The 14,087-nt window shown below is 66.9% G+C and carries 17 protein-coding genes and 1 pseudogene; 2 read left to right on the top strand and 16 right to left on the bottom strand.

Annotated elements, in window-relative coordinates:
- Positions 1-105: 105 nt before the first annotated feature.
- From GA0074692_RS13930 to GA0074692_RS13875, 13 genes and pseudogenes are all read right to left on the bottom strand, one after another.
- A complete protein-coding gene (locus GA0074692_RS13930; RefSeq protein ID WP_091644622.1) occupies positions 106-1,665 on the bottom strand; it encodes a hypothetical protein in 1,560 nt (519 codons plus the stop codon).
- On the bottom strand, positions 1,662-2,642 hold the full coding sequence (locus GA0074692_RS13925; protein WP_091644618.1) for a bifunctional DNA primase/polymerase: 981 nt from the start codon (positions 2,640-2,642) through the stop codon (positions 1,662-1,664). The genes GA0074692_RS13930 and GA0074692_RS13925 overlap by 4 nt, the downstream gene beginning before the upstream one ends.
- On the bottom strand, positions 2,642-2,935 hold the full coding sequence (locus GA0074692_RS13920; RefSeq protein ID WP_091644615.1) for a hypothetical protein: 294 nt from the start codon (positions 2,933-2,935) through the stop codon (positions 2,642-2,644). The genes GA0074692_RS13925 and GA0074692_RS13920 overlap by 1 nt, the downstream gene beginning before the upstream one ends.
- Entirely contained in the window at positions 2,932-3,234 is a 303-nt protein-coding gene (locus tag GA0074692_RS13915; RefSeq protein WP_091644611.1) for a hypothetical protein, read from the bottom strand. The genes GA0074692_RS13920 and GA0074692_RS13915 overlap by 4 nt, the downstream gene beginning before the upstream one ends.
- Positions 3,231-3,506 (bottom strand): hypothetical protein, encoded by a 276-nt coding sequence (locus tag GA0074692_RS13910; RefSeq protein WP_091644607.1) that lies wholly within the window; start codon positions 3,504-3,506, stop codon positions 3,231-3,233. The genes GA0074692_RS13915 and GA0074692_RS13910 overlap by 4 nt, the downstream gene beginning before the upstream one ends.
- Positions 3,507-3,694: 188 nt before the next feature.
- Positions 3,695-5,827: an FtsK/SpoIIIE domain-containing protein gene (locus tag GA0074692_RS36515; RefSeq protein WP_091644603.1), complete on the bottom strand. Its 2,133-nt coding sequence runs from the start codon at positions 5,825-5,827 to the stop codon at positions 3,695-3,697.
- Between the two features lie 94 nt (positions 5,828-5,921).
- The gene (locus GA0074692_RS13900) at positions 5,922-6,152 is read right to left on the bottom strand and encodes a hypothetical protein (RefSeq protein WP_091644599.1); all 231 of its coding nucleotides are present in this window, start codon (positions 6,150-6,152) and stop codon (positions 5,922-5,924) included.
- A 94-nt stretch (positions 6,153-6,246) separates the two neighbouring features.
- On the bottom strand, positions 6,247-6,711 hold the full coding sequence (locus GA0074692_RS13895; RefSeq protein ID WP_091644595.1) for a DUF3307 domain-containing protein: 465 nt from the start codon (positions 6,709-6,711) through the stop codon (positions 6,247-6,249).
- A gap of 102 nt (positions 6,712-6,813) precedes the next feature.
- On the bottom strand, positions 6,814-6,978 hold the full coding sequence (locus GA0074692_RS34740; protein ID WP_176738450.1) for a hypothetical protein: 165 nt from the start codon (positions 6,976-6,978) through the stop codon (positions 6,814-6,816).
- A gap of 80 nt (positions 6,979-7,058) precedes the next feature.
- Positions 7,059-7,913, bottom strand: a complete 855-nt coding sequence (locus GA0074692_RS13890; RefSeq protein WP_091644592.1) for an ABC transporter permease — start codon at positions 7,911-7,913, stop codon at positions 7,059-7,061.
- A gap of 161 nt (positions 7,914-8,074) precedes the next feature.
- Positions 8,075-8,734: pseudogene (locus tag GA0074692_RS13885) on the bottom strand (NUDIX domain-containing protein); the annotation flags it as partial.
- Complete coding sequence (locus tag GA0074692_RS13880) at positions 8,731-9,057, bottom strand: hypothetical protein (RefSeq protein ID WP_245730301.1); 327 nt, start codon at positions 9,055-9,057, stop codon at positions 8,731-8,733. The pseudogene GA0074692_RS13885 and the gene GA0074692_RS13880, both read right to left, overlap by 4 nt.
- Before the next feature lie 25 nt (positions 9,058-9,082).
- On the bottom strand, positions 9,083-9,472 hold the full coding sequence (locus GA0074692_RS13875; RefSeq protein WP_091644585.1) for a DUF6284 family protein: 390 nt from the start codon (positions 9,470-9,472) through the stop codon (positions 9,083-9,085).
- Positions 9,473-9,871: 399 nt separating this feature from the next.
- Here GA0074692_RS13875 and GA0074692_RS13870 point away from each other — a divergent pair, with 399 nt between their 5' ends.
- Both GA0074692_RS13870 and GA0074692_RS13865 read left to right on the top strand, forming a co-directional pair.
- Complete coding sequence (locus tag GA0074692_RS13870; RefSeq protein WP_091644581.1) at positions 9,872-10,702, top strand: sigma factor-like helix-turn-helix DNA-binding protein; 831 nt, start codon at positions 9,872-9,874, stop codon at positions 10,700-10,702.
- A 3-nt stretch (positions 10,703-10,705) separates the two neighbouring features.
- On the top strand, positions 10,706-11,521 hold the full coding sequence (locus GA0074692_RS13865; RefSeq protein WP_342672840.1) for a protein phosphatase 2C domain-containing protein: 816 nt from the start codon (positions 10,706-10,708) through the stop codon (positions 11,519-11,521).
- A 228-nt stretch (positions 11,522-11,749) separates the two neighbouring features.
- Here the strand turns inward: GA0074692_RS13865 and GA0074692_RS33985 are convergent, their stop codons facing one another.
- The 3 genes from GA0074692_RS33985 to GA0074692_RS33980 form a co-directional block, all read right to left on the bottom strand.
- The gene (locus GA0074692_RS33985; RefSeq protein WP_141725285.1) at positions 11,750-12,394 is read right to left on the bottom strand and encodes a hypothetical protein; all 645 of its coding nucleotides are present in this window, start codon (positions 12,392-12,394) and stop codon (positions 11,750-11,752) included.
- A gap of 200 nt (positions 12,395-12,594) precedes the next feature.
- Entirely contained in the window at positions 12,595-12,855 is a 261-nt protein-coding gene (locus tag GA0074692_RS36955; RefSeq protein WP_218106666.1) for an AAA family ATPase, read from the bottom strand.
- An 11-nt stretch (positions 12,856-12,866) separates the two neighbouring features.
- A complete protein-coding gene (locus tag GA0074692_RS33980; protein WP_141725284.1) occupies positions 12,867-13,916 on the bottom strand; it encodes a hypothetical protein in 1,050 nt (349 codons plus the stop codon).
- Between the last annotated feature and the right edge of the window lie 171 nt (positions 13,917-14,087).

Raw genomic sequence — 14,087 nt, 5'->3', positions numbered from 1 at the left:
TTGATTTTCATCGACTGGTTGATCTCGGCAGGCTGTTGTCCCTGGTAGCTGGCCGGTTCCGCCGAGATGCCGAGATGCCGAGATGCCGAGATGGTTCAGCGGGTTTTACCCTTGGTGGTGCTCGACCCAGAACACGGCCCGGTTGCCGCGTTCGTGTTTGCCGGCCCGGATGACGTGGTCACCGCGCCATCGTCCGGCCTGCCCGGTGAGCAGCCTGCCGAGTTGCAGCGGGTTGGGTAGCCGGCCGTTGTGGGTGGTGATGAACTGCCCATCCCACGGGTCATGCTCCGTGCTGCCGAGCTGCACCGGTTCGGCGTCCTTACGCAGGTCAGCGGCAGTCAGAGCCCGCCCACCGTGGCGCTCATGCCAGGTAGTGAGGAACGCGCGCCAGCGCGTTTCGTCTTCATCGATCTCCCGCACGTCGGCGGCGTTGGTGAGGAACCCGTCGATGCCGTGATGGGCGAGGAACCCCCCGAGGGCTTGCGCCCACGGCGTGAACTGCCGCATCGACAACCCCGACACCCGTGGTGCTCCCTGCCGGGTCCAGTCCAGCACCAGGACCAGGAGGTGCCACAGCACGGTGAGTTGGTTCGTCGGGTCGGTGATCCACTGGTCAAGGTGCGGGATGCCGAACCCGGACTGATCACGTGACTCGGGCCGGGGCATGTTCGGGTCGAGATGCACCCGCACCGTCCGCGACGCCATGTCACCGCCAACCTGGAGGTTGTTGCCGGTCGCCATCCACAACCGGTCATTGACCGTGGCGACGTTGCGCGACGCACCCAACTGCCGGTCGGACCACACGCCGCTGGTGACCAGCTGCGCGAGCACGGCGGAGTCAATGACGGTGCCCTCGGCGAGGTTGTCCCAGATCACCACCCCGACCTGCTCAGCGAGCACAGCGGTGATGGACTTCCGTAGTTCCTCATCGGAGTAGGCCCAGGTCATGACGCGCTGGCCGTAGAGCATGCCGGGTCCGGCGGTCAGGATCGTCTTCCCCGATGAGGGCATGGTCGCGTCGATCAGCGCGAACGGCGTCAACGATCGGGTGAAGTGCCGCAGGATCGGCGTCGCCAACAGCGCGACGTAGTTCGCCCGGTCCGCCACGCTGGCCCACGGGAAGTCGCGCAGGAACCGGCCGAGCAGGAACGTGCGCGCCTCCGCCACCTGCTCTGCGGTGGGTTCGTCCGGCACCGGGGGCAGGGCGACTTTCGACGCGAGGTACAGGCCGGTGGCGGGGTCGTAGCCGGGCCGCTGCAACAGGGTGCCGTCGCGGCGCAGCACCGGGGCACCGATGATCCCGCGTAGCGGCGCCACACCCGGCCACGTCTTCCCGGCCAGCACGGAGGACAGGATGTCGCGCTGCGGTGTGGTCTCTTCCTCGTACGGTTCGGGGTTGCCGGCGTCGTTCTTGCGGCTCTTGAGCCGGTAGACGTAGGCGTGTTCAGCGAGCAGGCCGGCAAGCCCGGCCGGCGTGACCGTGCTGGCGGCGACGGGCAGCGGGGAGTCTTCGTCGGCGGCGGTGGTCAGGCCACCGGAGACGGCTTCCATGTGCACCAGCGACCCGGCCGACACGTACGTGTCCGGCAGCAATCCATCCACGAGTGCGCTCTTGAGGGTGCGGATGGTTTCCGGGCCGGTGCCGATCTGCAAGCGGGTACTCATGCTGCCTTCCCAACCGTGCGGGGGTTACGCGCCCCGGTCCGCAGACCAGACGCGATGGTGCGGGTGATCTCGCCCTGCCGCAGCCCGATCGACAGGGCAGCGGGCTCCAGGACGGCGGTCACGTCGTCTTCGGTCAGCGAGCCACCGGCGGCCAACTGCCCCAGCGCGACAGCCGAGGTGAACAGGGCATGATTCCGCTGGCCGTCCGGCGCGGCGGTCAGGTGGGCCACCTGACGGCGGATCGCGGCAGCGATATACGGGCCGTGCCGGTCCACCGGCAGCGCCACCACCGCCGACCGGTGCGCGGGACGCGGGGCGGGGGCGAGGAGCCCGGTCAGCCACGCGGGCAGCGGTGCCGGGTCGACGTCCAGCACCGCCTCGTAGGGGCGGCCGGCAACGGTGCTGCCGGCGGCGACGACGTAGCCACCGTGGGAGCGGGTGTCGACCTTCCACCCGAGTCCGCCCCGGTCGCCGGTGGTGTTGCGCAGTTCGGGGCCGTTGGTCGGGTGCTGGTAGTAGAGGTGGCTGCCGCCTCGGCCGGTGGTCACGGTGTACGTCGGTCCGATGGTGCCGCTGTGCCGGTCGGCCAGGGCGGTGAGCACGTCCACACCATCGGTCGCGTCGGTCCACTGCGGGGGCGGGGTGTCGTCGGCGTGCTTGGGCACGTCCAGGTCGACCACGACAAGGCGGGACGGGCCGCACGCGATCCCGATGCCGTAGGGGCGGGCAGTCCATGCGCGGCGGATGCGGGTCGGGTCGGTGGTGGAGCGTTCTTCCCACCCGACGTGCCGACCGGCGGCGCGGCAGCGCGGGTCGGTGCGGTCGCACCGCTCGGCGGTGCAGCGGTTCGGGAACGCGGGCCGCTTGGCTTCGTCTTCGTCGCTGGTGTCCGGGCGGTCGGGGCGCAGGGGGAAGACGTGCCAGCCGCGCGCCGCGTGGGCGAGCGCGGCGGCCAGCAGATCGGGGTTGGGCAGCATCAGGCGGCCCCTTCCGGCGGGTAGCAGGTGGGGCAGGCCAGTGCGCCGAGGTGGTCGGCCCATCCGGCGGTGTACTCGGCCCACCCTCGGCCGGCGTTCGGGTCGGCGGGGTCGGGGTCGGGCTGGCAGGCCGGGGTGGTGATGTGCCGTGCCCGCTTGCCCTGCTCGCTCGTCGGGATGGTGTGCCGGGCGGGGTGGTGGGCCAGCGCGCCGAGGGCGAGTCGGACGGGAGCGCAGACCATCAGGCCGGCGCGCTGGGAGTTGGTGAAGCGGATCGCGGTCGTGGTGGTCATGGGTTGGCCCTCCTTGGGCGGGGGTAGGCGGCGATGGCCGCGCGGGTGACGGTGTGCCGGACGTCGCCGAGCAGGCCGAGCAACTGCCGGCGGGCGGCCGACTCGACCGGGGCCAGGGCGACGCGGATACGGATTTCGGCGTGGTCCCGGCCGGAGGCGGTGCGCACGCGGGTCAGGACGGCGCGAGCGCGGCCGGGAAGGTCGACCACCATCTCTTCCGACCGGTGTTCGTTGAGGTTGCAGCGATGGTCCCGGCCGCACCAGTCGGTGTGACCGGTGCGGCCGGTGCGGCGGTTCATCGGGTGGCCTGCCGGCGTAGCCGGCGGAAGTGGTTGAACGCCCGGCGACCGATGCGCAGCCGCAATCCGGTGCCGGTGCAGCGGCGGCAGTCAGGACGGCCGTGCAGTGCGCGGGGGCGGGTGGTGCGCCGCAGTAGCCGCTCCCACAGCCGGGGCGGGGCGATACCGGTGCCCGTACACCGCTTACAGGCAGTGAACGGCCGGACCCAGCACGCTCCGGCGTAACCGACAGCGACGATAAGGGCAATTCCGGCGAACAGGACTACGGACATTTCGGGCACGTTTGTGCTGGTAGCGGCCACGATGGGGGTCACGGGAGGCTCCAAACGGGGGTTACCGGCGGTAGGCGGGGTGCCGCTCTACCGCTACCGGTGGCTGTTGGTGCAGGTGGGGCCGGTAGCGGCCCGGGTAGAGTTCGCTCTACCTTTGCCCGGTCCGCTACCGGCCGCGCTACCGGTTCTCAGCCGGCCGCGCCGCCGCGCTCGGCGAGCGCCTTGGTGAGGTGTTCGAGGTACAGCCCGGACCGGTTGGAGCCCTTCACCTTCACTTGGCGTGAGCACTCCACCTTCTTGCCGCGCACGAGCGCGGACAGCGCGTCGGGGGTGAGGGACCCATAGGCTTCGGGGGACCAGTCGGCCAGTCGGGCGGCCAAGACCTCCCAGTGCTGGCCGCGTTCGTCGGCCACCCATACCGCCCGCAGGTCGTCGAGGATGTCGCGGGCGGCGGGCAGGTCGGCGGGGCCGGTGATGCCGCCGCGCAGGGCTACACCGCGCTGGCAGATCTTCTCCACGGCGGCGCGGTCGAGGTACGCGGCCCGTACGGAGGCCATCGGGCCGTAGCCGACCCGCACGCCCCATCCGGCGTCTACGCCGATCTCGAACTGCGTCGGTCGCGCGCCCTGCCGGTACGCGCCCGTACCAAGTGCGAGATCGGTTTCGACGTGCGACGGCACGGCCAGGCAGGTCCGAACAGCGATGTTGGACGTGACGCCCTTGGGAAGGGACTCCTTGTCGATGCGCTGCGTCATCATCACCAGGTGAATCCCGAGTGCCCGGCCACGCTTGACGATGCTGGTCATCGCGGCGGCGGCCGACTTGCCGATCTCCGGGTCGGTGATCAGTTCCTGCACCTCATCGATCGCGGCGACGATCGGCCGTAGCCGGGCGTCCTTGGCGGCGATCGCCCGGTTCAGCTTGTTCTCGGTGTTCATGCCCTGGGTGGCGTAGTGCTTGATGCGCGGGCCGCGCACGTCGCACTCTTTGAGCAGCCACATCAGCATCCGGTAGGCGTTCTGCTTCGTGCCCTCATCCGCTCCGCTGCCGAACAACTCCGGCGCGCACAGCGGTTCGAACGCGTCGAAGTCACCACGCCCGGCCAGGTCGAACACCGCGAACTGCACCAGCGGGTCCAGCGCCATCCCCGCGAGCACCACCCGCGCGGACAGCGACTTACCCGAGCCAGGGAACCCGGCGAACAGGCTGTTGCGCTCATCCATGCGGTACTCCACCGGCCGCATACGCGGGTCGAAGCCGTACACGAACGGCTTGAAGTAGTCCGTCTGCCCGCCGCGCAGCAGCGGCCACGGCGGCTGCTTCATCGCCGACACCGGACGGTCGGCCACCCACAGCGCCAGCCGCGAGGGGTGCTCCCGGGGCATCACCTCGGGCCACACCTGATCCATTGGCAGCCGCAGCCCACCGGCCAGCTTGTCTCGCGCCTCCACCACGTCGACCGCGATTACTCCGTCGGGGAGGTCCACGATCGCCAGGTAGCCGGGGCCGTCGCGGCGGATTTCGCCGACCCCGGCGGGGAACACGATGTCTTCCGGGCGTTTCACCAGGCCGGTGGCCATGATGCCCTTGCGGGTCAGTTCCGCGGTGAGCTTCCGATACGCGGCGCGAACCACGGTGCGGGCGATGATCGGCTTGTCCAGGGGGCGACCGTAGCGGGCCAACCCCACCAGACCGGCAGCCAGGATCGGTGCCTTAACCCACCACGGCGTGATGTCGGAGGCCACCACGATGCCGGCGGCGCTGGTCGCGAGGGTGCCAGCCCCGGTGACCCACCAACGCCACGACGCCTGACGCATCCGGTGCCGGTCCAACTCCAGGAACGTCTTCGCGTCGTTGCGGTTCGCCGCGTCCTGCCGCAGATGCCAGTTCCCAGCCTCCGCGCTGGTCCACACCAGCACCCGCGACACCGCGCGGGCCGCACCTTTCGGCGCGTACCACGCGACCTTCCCGGCGTAGACCGGCGACAACACGAGGTGCGTACCGACGTGGTAGCCGGCCGCGTCAACCGCCCGGCGTAGCATCTCTCGCCGCTGGTAACGGTCGGTCAGCCATACCGGCAGCACCGGCCCGCCACGCCGGTCCAGCACCTCCGCCAAACCCGCCGGGCGGTCCGGCGGGTCCACCGGCCCACCAGCCGCCACAGGCTCCGGGGCGACCGTCTCCACGTCCGCCACGTCAGCAGCGGACAAGCCCTGCGCTGCGGCGGCCCGGTCCGCCCGCCGCTGCGCCAAATTCACGATCCGGGCCGCCTTCTCATCCGGCGGCGACCCGGCGGGGTCGATGATGGGAGCGCTGGTCATGATGGGATTCCTCCGTCTGATCCGTCACGGGTCGGGGATGAGGGCCGGCGGCACAGCGGGTTTCCTAGGCCGTGTGCTGTGCCGCCGGACGGGGCTACCGGTTGCGGCGGCGGAAGGTGCCGGTGTGGCCAATGGCCACCGTGCCGTTACCGATGGCGGACACGCCGTTGGTGCTGACGCGTCCGGTGCTGATCGCACCGCCGTCGCTACCGGAGTCCTCGAAGTTCCAGTGGCCGCAGACGCAGACCGCGAGGGTTCCGGTGCTGTCGACAGAGGTGCGCTTGAAGGTGGTGCCCTTGCACTTCTCGCACTGGCTGATCGCCACGGTGGTTCCTTCCTGGTAGGGCTGCCAGCGGGTCTGGCCTGCCTCCGCGCCCCACCGGACCGGCCAACGGTCAGGCCGGTGGGGACGGGGGCGGTCAGACCGCGCAGAACAGGGCGGCGATGAACAGCCAGGCGTGGTGCCACGACTGGTCAAGGGCGTAGGCGCCGGTGCCCAGCGAGAGGTTGTCGTCGCGGCCGGGACGCGGGGTGCCGAGGGCGTAGAACCGGGCCGACCCGAGGGCGGTAGCGATGCGCTTGAGCGGGGTGCGCCGGTCGGCGATGTAGTGCGTCACCGCCGACACGGTCAGGCCGACCGTCACGCCCCACGGGTCCAACCGCAGCCCGGTACCGGCGGTGAGGAAAGCCAGGGCGAGCAGGGCGGTGAGGGTGTAGGTAGCGACGTGCGCGGCGCAGGCGATCCGGCCCGGCCAACCGGGCATGCCCTTACGGTCGGACTGGTGCTGGGTCTGCACCCAGTGATCGCCCACCTGGTGAGCGACCCAGAGAGCGGCGAACACGGCGGCGAAGGTGGCAGCGTTAGCGGTCGAGTCTGTGAACACGGGGGCGTCTCCCTCACGTCCTTTGGGCGAATGGGGCAGGGCCGGCGGCACGGCTTTCCGGCCGTGCCGCCGGGCAGCGGGCAGGGTCAGCGGGGGGCGTGCTCAGCGCCGCGTGGTCCGGGCGTCGATCCGGTCGGCGGCCTTTTGCCCGGCGCTACCGGCCGGGAGCCGGGCTTCCCGGGTCGCGGTCACGGCGATGCTGGGGCAGTAGCCGCACTTGCCGGCGTTGTTGCACGTGCACGACGGGGGTTGGGTACGGTGGAACATCCGACGGACCTCCTTGGTCCAGGTAGGGCCGGCGGCGCAGCACTGGTTTCCAGGCCGAGAGGCTGTGCCGCCGGGCGTAGCTACTGATCGGCGTGCATCAGGTGCGCCAGTGCCGCGCCCATGCCGAGTACGGCCACGGGCAGGCAGGCCACGAGGGTGGTGATCCACCACGGGGCGGACGTGATGCCGGCGGCGATGAGCAGGTGATAGGCCACCTGACCGAGCGCGCCCACCAGCAGTGAGGCGATGGCGGACCACTTGGCGAACCGGGCCGCCCGCGCGGGCACCCGACCGGACAGCCACACGTAGAGCGCGTACGCGCCGTACGTCTCGACACCGATGGGCAGGGTGATCGCGGTGTCGATGACCCACCCGGACCCGATACCGGGGAGCAGGTTCACCTTCCCGAACCCGGTGAGCTTCCCGAGTCCGACCCAGCCGCCCCAGATGGCGACGAACGCGGGCAGCGCGAGGAGGATCACGGGCCACACCACGGCCCGCCGGGTCGGCGTGGGGGTGATGTTGGTGTCCGGGTATTCGACCGTCGTCACCTGCTCGACCTGCTCGGCGACCGGGGTCGGCGGGGCGGGCGTCGGGTCCGGCGCGGGTTCCTCGGCGGGCGGCGGCGTGTCCGGGTCCGCGTCGCGGGTGTCGACGTCCGGGGTGGGGTCGACCGGGAACAGGGCCGGCCGGTCGGCGAGGCTGCCGCGTACCAGCATCGCGGCGTGCAGCGTGTTCACCCGTTCCTGCTGGGCACGCTCATCGGCCAGCCGGGCCAACAGGTCGTTGGCCTTCTTCGGCCCGATCCGGAACTCCTTCATCAGCCGGTTCCGCGACGGCAGGTCGTTCAACTCCTGGGTGAGCTTGCGCGCCTCCGGCAACAGGTCGTCCACCGGCTGCGGGAACGTGGTGCCGTTGATCGTGGGAGCGGTCATCGGTTGCTGTCCTCTCGGATCGTGTCGGTGTCTGGGGCGTAGCAGCACAGGCCGATCGGGGCGGGGCAGCCGTACAGGCAGGGTGGACATCCCTGGTCGTTGCAGTACTCCCCGGTGTCGTCGGCGGCGCAGGTCACCGGGTCGCAGATGCAGCAGGGCGGGGTGAGGGCCTGCCGCAGCATGTCCCGGTGCGCGGGGAACACCTCGCCGCCGTATGCGGCGGTCAGGTGGGTGGTGAGCTGGGTGTAGGTGTGGGCGGGAACCCAGGCGGCCCGGCGGGCGTCATCGCCGCCCACCACCGGGGGCATGTGCTGCCAGTCGGAGTACTGGCCGATGTCGTTGCGGGCCAGGACGGTGACCATCCACGCCTCATCGGAGGCGCGGGGGTCGGGCACGTAGCGGGGTGCGTCCAAGCGCCACCCGCCGTAGGTGACGAGTAGGCCGGTTTCCTCGGCCAGTTCCCGGGCGGCGGCGGTGGCGGTGTCCTCACCCGGTTCGACGTAGCCGCCGGGCAACGCCCAGCCGTGCCCGTCGCCGCGCTCCACCATCACGATCCACCGGCGGTCGAGACGGTCGACGGCGGACACGAGCGCGTCAGCGCAGACCTGCTCTCCCCAGTGCCCGAGTTCGTTGCGGCCGTGGCGGATGCCGGTCGGCGCGTACGGGTTGACCGGGCGTCCGTCCACCAGGGGGAACGGGATTGCGGCGGCGGCGCGGCGGGCGGTCCAGTCGATGCGGGTCGGGTCCATCTCCGGGTCCGCCCACGCCGCCCCGGCGGCGATGCCGTCCAGGACACTCGGGTGGGTGAAGTTGACGGTCATCGGGCCGCCGCCGTCAGGAACTCGGCCGGGGTGTCGGTGGTCGGCTCGCAGCAGTGCAGCCGCACCCGGATGCCGCGCCAGTCGCCGTGCACGTTGGTCAGGACCTTCGGCACGTCGTCGTGCTGGTAGGGCTGGCTGTTCCACCGGTCGACGGGCAGGCGCATGTGCCGCGCCCAGCGGCGCAGCTCCGTGTGCGTAGCCAGGTTCAGTTCCAGCCCGTACGCGGGCGACGCCTCCACCTTGGCCGGCAGCGGCAGCGCGTTACGGGCCATCGCGTCGGCGACGGTGAACAGGACAACAGGGATGCTCGGTGGGGTCTTCACAGGGGCTCCTTCCGGTGATGGGGTGTCAGGCGATGCGGTGTACGGGCTTGCCAGCCGGGCAGCCGTACGCCGACCAGTGCGTGACCTGCTCCGCGCCGCAGTCGCGGCAGGCCATGACCTTGCAGCCGTAGTCGCACTCGGTCGTCAGCCGCACCTCGCGCAGCGTGTGCGGCTCGCAGACGTGCGCGGACTGCCGGGCGGTCACCTCGGCGGCGGCGCGAGTGACACGGGACTCGGCCCGGCGCAGTCGCCGCCAGTCCAGGACGGTCGGCCCGCCGTGGTCCTCGGCGTAGAGCAGGGTGATCTCGGCGTCGAGCACGTCCAGTTCGGCCGCGATCAGCGGCCATTCCGCCTCGATCGCAGCCAGGTCGGCGGCGGACGGCTCGGCGGTGACAAGGGCGAGGCGCTTCCTCACGGAAACCTCCGGTTGAGTTGCTGTAGCGGGAAAGGCCGGCGGTGCGGACCAGGAACGACCCGCGCCGCCGTGCCATGACAGGGATGAGATGCACGGACCTTGGCCGTGCGGTGGCCACCTTTTCCGGGGAGGTGACGGCCCATGTGTTGTCAATGAACAGCTGCACGGCAGTCCGTAGGCGCGCAGCGCGGAGCGCTGCCTTCCTCGGCGTCTGACCGGCTGTTCAGCCCCCTTAACGTCCCCGTTCAGGGGGCTGGTGGCGAACAGTTGAGCATGCGCGACTAGCCGTCGTCAACCCCCCTTAACATGGATGTTGGCCGGGGTTGCTGATCCCGGCAGTGTTTGGGCCGGTCAAGCGGCCTCCGGTAGAGTTAGCCCCCTTGACGAAGGGAGCCCAGGGTGAAGGACCCTGCATCGGTGGCAGGCGTGGGTGATGCTCGTGAGCGCGCGCGGGCAGCCCACGGGCTGATCGATGACTACCAAGCGGCGATCGGCGAACTGTCGCGGATTCGCCGTGAGGCGCTTGAGCAGCTACTGGCGGGCGGCATGACGCAGGCGCAAATCGCCGAGCTGCTAGAGATGTCTCGATCGCGGGTTTCTCAGCTACTATCCGCCGGAACGCGGCCCGAACGCGCATTCCTCGGCACGGGCCGGTTGACGGTCGCAATCGGCGGCAAACAGGAAGCAGGCCGCCGCGACCCCGGAGACGTGCTCTCGGCTGAAAGCTTTGCGGCTTACAACGCTCTAGCGGAGCTAGCTAGGAGCGTCGGATTGGACGCAAGCTACGAGGTAGTTCCGCCGCCCGGATTTGTGCATCTCAACCGTCCGAATCTCATCGTTCTCACCTCGCCACGCCTACTGCCGTTTGTCGGCCAGGTGATGGAATCCGATCCCCACGTCCGCTTTGCATCGGATGATCGCGGCTGGTACCTCATGGATGGCGAGACGGAATATCGGTCACCTCGGGATGATGGCCATTCGGCAGATTACGGCTACATTGGCCGCTTGCCACGCCCCGACAATAAGGGGTCGTTCCTTTATCTTGCTGGCACCCACGCCCAAGGAACACTCGGCGCTGCACAGTTCGTCGCCGACAATCTCGCTCAGCTACACAAAGAATTGAAGAACCGCCGGTTTTCGACCATCATCCGCTGCGAATACGACGCCAACAACCCAAGGAAAATCCTTGCATGTGAGCGTGTGACGCCACTCTACCGGCACGAAAGCTGAGCGATGATGCGCATCCTTGCAGCGTCCGAACCATCCAAGGCAGACAAACTCAACGAGGACTGGTTTTCAGCCTCGCCGAACGTGGTCGTAGTGCTGGACGGCGCTACAGCACGCACCGATACAGGCTGCGTCCACGGCGTTTCCTGGTATGCGGCCCAACTTGGCGCATCGCTGTCTGCACAGGCTAGTGACGCTTCAATGACGCTGCAGGCGGCACTGGCCGCAGCGATCGAGCATGTTGCCAACCAGCACCAAGAGTGTGATCTAACTAGCCCCGGCACCCCCTCGGCTGCCGTGGCAGTTCTCCGCCGAAACCAGAGTCATCTTGAATATCTGGTGCTCGGAGACGTGGGTATCATCCTTGATGCCGATTCGGACCTAACTGTCATCATTGATGACCGGGTGGATAAGACTGCACAACTAGAGCGACGGGCCGCGGATGCATACCCCATTGGGTCCGCAGAGAAGGCTGAGGCGCTCATCAGAATGAAGCATGCCGAGTTGGCTGCACGGAATGCCCCGGGTGGATTTTGGGTTGCCGCTGCCGACCCGGCTACCGTCGACCATGCCCTTATTGGCAAGGTGGCAGTCGACAGCATAAATCGATCAATTGTGCTAACCGATGGTGCGGCGCGGCTTGTCCGAATGTTCAATGAGGCTAGCTGGAATAGCATGCTGGAACTGCTGGAAAGCCAAGGGCCGAGCGAAGTGCTGCGCCGAGTGCGTCAGCTTGAGTTGTCCGATCCCGTTGGGTTTAAGTGGCCACGAAATAAGCAAAGCGATGACGCCACCATTGTCTATATAGCGAGTCTTGTATAAGTCGCATTGCGGAATGCTGGCGAGTTGGGGCCGTGGTGGTGACGTTGCGGCCCCGACTTCTGCCCGGTGCGCCGAACGGGCCACCAAGGCAAGCACCCCGAGCACTAGCAGACGCATGTGCCCATCATGCCGGCTGGCCGGCTAGTCATCAGCCGGCGGTACTGCTGGCGGGCTAATACCACCAGAGATGCTTGCTTGGCGACTTGCCGGTGGAATCGATTGTGCGGGTTAGGTGTTAGAGCTCAGTAGTTCCTGCAACTCCTCGCTCCAGGTGGAGTTTGCGAACTGTTGGCATCCGATTGCCCGCAATATTCGGGCGAGGTGCTCGCTGCCGGTAGTCGATTTATCGCAGGAGCCGATTTTCTTTCGAAGGGCGACGCCTGCGGCGGCGAGTAAATCTCGACCACGATAGTAAGGGTTAGACCCGCGTGGGCATTTCGGCTCGTACGGAAGTTTGGCTCTGCCGGTCGCAAAGGAAAGGAGAACTTGCTTGGGGGGAGGGTCGGGGTTCTTCGAGATCAGCGCCGAGCAATAGCCGTCAAGGTTGAGGGATAGGGTGCGGATATCGATCTTATCCGCGAGGTCAACTTTGTCGAATGCCAACCCCCATCCCATTGCGGCATTGGCTGCGCGAAGCCGGGTAATGGGGGCGACGATGTCCTGAAGAATGCAAGTGACTGCTTCCGCCCCTCCCATGTAAACAATCTTATCTTCGCTTCCTAGTTCGAGAAGAAGTGCGCGGAATGCGTTCATCCTGGTAAGCATCGCTTCGAGGTCGGCATTTTCGTATGGGTGCAGCGGCAGGGGCCCGGACTCGTATTCCTCCAAGTCGTTGCTGAAATCTCGGTCGACAATACACGCGAAGTTCGGCATCTTCCATTCATGAAGCTTGAGTGCGGCCTCGATTGCGGTAGAGCGAGTGCCGGTCGGAAACGATGCGTACGCACCCGAGTACGCCTCACGTATTAGGCGAGCGTCTGACGGGCCCTCTACCACGACAACCGGCCGGGAATCTGCTTGCCGATGTTGACGAATGCGGTCTGCGGGCCGGTCGTAGTCGCGGAGAGAACCGTTCATCCCTCACCACGACCCATGATTGCTAGCTCCTGCACCAGGTCCCAGCGGCCGTTGATAATGCCGCTTGAGTGAGTGGCTAGTACAACTTGCAAATTGGCGATTGCGGCGACGTCGGTGATGTCTGTCAGAAAGGCGTGCTTCCAGGCTGCATGCAAAGATATCTCCGGCTCATCGATGAGAACGATAGAGCCCGGACTCGTTGAGAATAGTAGCATTGTGAATAGTGCGAGAATGTGCTGTTCGCCCGATGATAGCAAATTTACCGGGATTATCTCATTTTCGCTGCCAGTGGTAAAAGCGAGCCCCCCGACTTGTCGAGACGGAGGCTCTTCTCGATAAATTTATCGTTGATGATCCGACGTAGAATCTTCAGCTTATCATTGACGGGAAGAAGGGGGGCTAGCTTGTTTCGCCAGTCCTCGATAAAAAGGGCTAGGACTCTGCGTTCTGTCGGGTCGGTGTCATTCGAAGGAAACTTGACATCAACCTGTGCTTCCGATAGGCCGCTTCTGTACAGTTCGGCGTTTTGTTCCGCGATCTCCTCGTAGCGGTGCTTAAGATCTTGCTCTCGGATCGCGCGCCCGGATCGCTCAAGCACGCGCTTGGCAAAGCTGCGGTCCGCTGCCTGTGACGCCGCCAGGGAGGCTGCGCGAGCTTCAGTAACCTGAACTCTCACCTGCTCAATATATTCGTCGATGCGTGAGCGGATCGGTTCTTGAGGACGATCGCTTGATTGAATTCGCGTGTCGAGCCGCTTTGTGTCAATCAGGATCGGGGCTCGGCCGTAGAGAATTTCAGTAAGCCAGCGGGGATGTTCTTTTCTGGCTCTTCGGAATTTGTCAAACAAATCTGTGCTGTGAGAGTAGTGGTTGGCTTCGTCAAATAGAGCCTCGAAGAGATTGAGTTGGTTGAGTGACGACATGTCCGAGATGGCAGTTGGGAGATTCGGAGGGCCGGGAGGGCGCTTAACTCCATGCCATAGATCAGCTACTCCCGTGGATAAAATCTGCACTCCAAGTACGCGGCTCCCTTGGCTGAAGCCCGTGATTTCCACGTCGGTTTTTCGCCTCGATACGGCCAGGCTTCTTCCGTCTGAGAATTTGAGGACTGCCCGAGCGAAGGGGATATCTGCGATGGTCTGCCCATCCGCCTCCAGGATTGCAGTTATCAATTTCAGGATGTGAGTCTTGCCGATTCCATTGGGTCCCGCGATGATGGTAACGGGAGTGTCGCCGGAGAAGTGGATTGTATGCGATATTTTGCCAAACAGGCCTTCTACGTGGAAGCTGTGAATTTGCATCCTATCTACTTCCTTCACTCAAGCACGCTTCCCAGCGTGGCGATGACTGGCGCTGCAAGCGCCAGTAGCAAGGTGACGAGCACGAAGAGCAAGCGCCGGTGTTGCACATCACCACAGTGGACCACATCTCGCTGTGCCCTCGTCACGAGGCGTACACCCCCGTGCAGCGCGTTCGGACAGCCGGGCAGC

Origin of the sequence: Micromonospora pallida (genome assembly GCF_900090325.1) — a bacterium.
GTDB lineage: Bacteria > Actinomycetota > Actinomycetes > Mycobacteriales > Micromonosporaceae > Micromonospora > Micromonospora pallida.
Note: the sequence above shows the minus strand (reverse complement) of the source record. Positions and strands in the feature narration are given on the sequence as shown.

Coding starts and splice junctions, on each gene's coding strand:
- GA0074692_RS13930 (WP_091644622.1), bottom strand. CDS start 1,665: ATGAGTACCCGCTTGCAGATCGGCACCGGCCCGGAAACCATCCGCACC.
- GA0074692_RS13925 (WP_091644618.1), bottom strand. CDS start 2,642: ATGCTGCCCAACCCCGATCTGCTGGCCGCCGCGCTCGCCCACGCGGCG.
- GA0074692_RS13920 (WP_091644615.1), bottom strand. CDS start 2,935: ATGACCACCACGACCGCGATCCGCTTCACCAACTCCCAGCGCGCCGGC.
- GA0074692_RS13915 (WP_091644611.1), bottom strand. CDS start 3,234: ATGAACCGCCGCACCGGCCGCACCGGTCACACCGACTGGTGCGGCCGG.
- GA0074692_RS13910 (WP_091644607.1), bottom strand. CDS start 3,506: ATGTCCGTAGTCCTGTTCGCCGGAATTGCCCTTATCGTCGCTGTCGGT.
- GA0074692_RS36515 (WP_091644603.1), bottom strand. CDS start 5,827: ATGACCAGCGCTCCCATCATCGACCCCGCCGGGTCGCCGCCGGATGAG.
- GA0074692_RS34740 (WP_176738450.1), bottom strand. CDS start 6,978: ATGTTCCACCGTACCCAACCCCCGTCGTGCACGTGCAACAACGCCGGC.
- GA0074692_RS13890 (WP_091644592.1), bottom strand. CDS start 7,913: ATGACCGCTCCCACGATCAACGGCACCACGTTCCCGCAGCCGGTGGAC.
- GA0074692_RS13865 (WP_342672840.1), top strand. CDS start 10,706: ATGATGCGCATCCTTGCAGCGTCCGAACCATCCAAGGCAGACAAACTC.
- GA0074692_RS33985 (WP_141725285.1), bottom strand. CDS start 12,394: ATGCCGAACTTCGCGTGTATTGTCGACCGAGATTTCAGCAACGACTTG.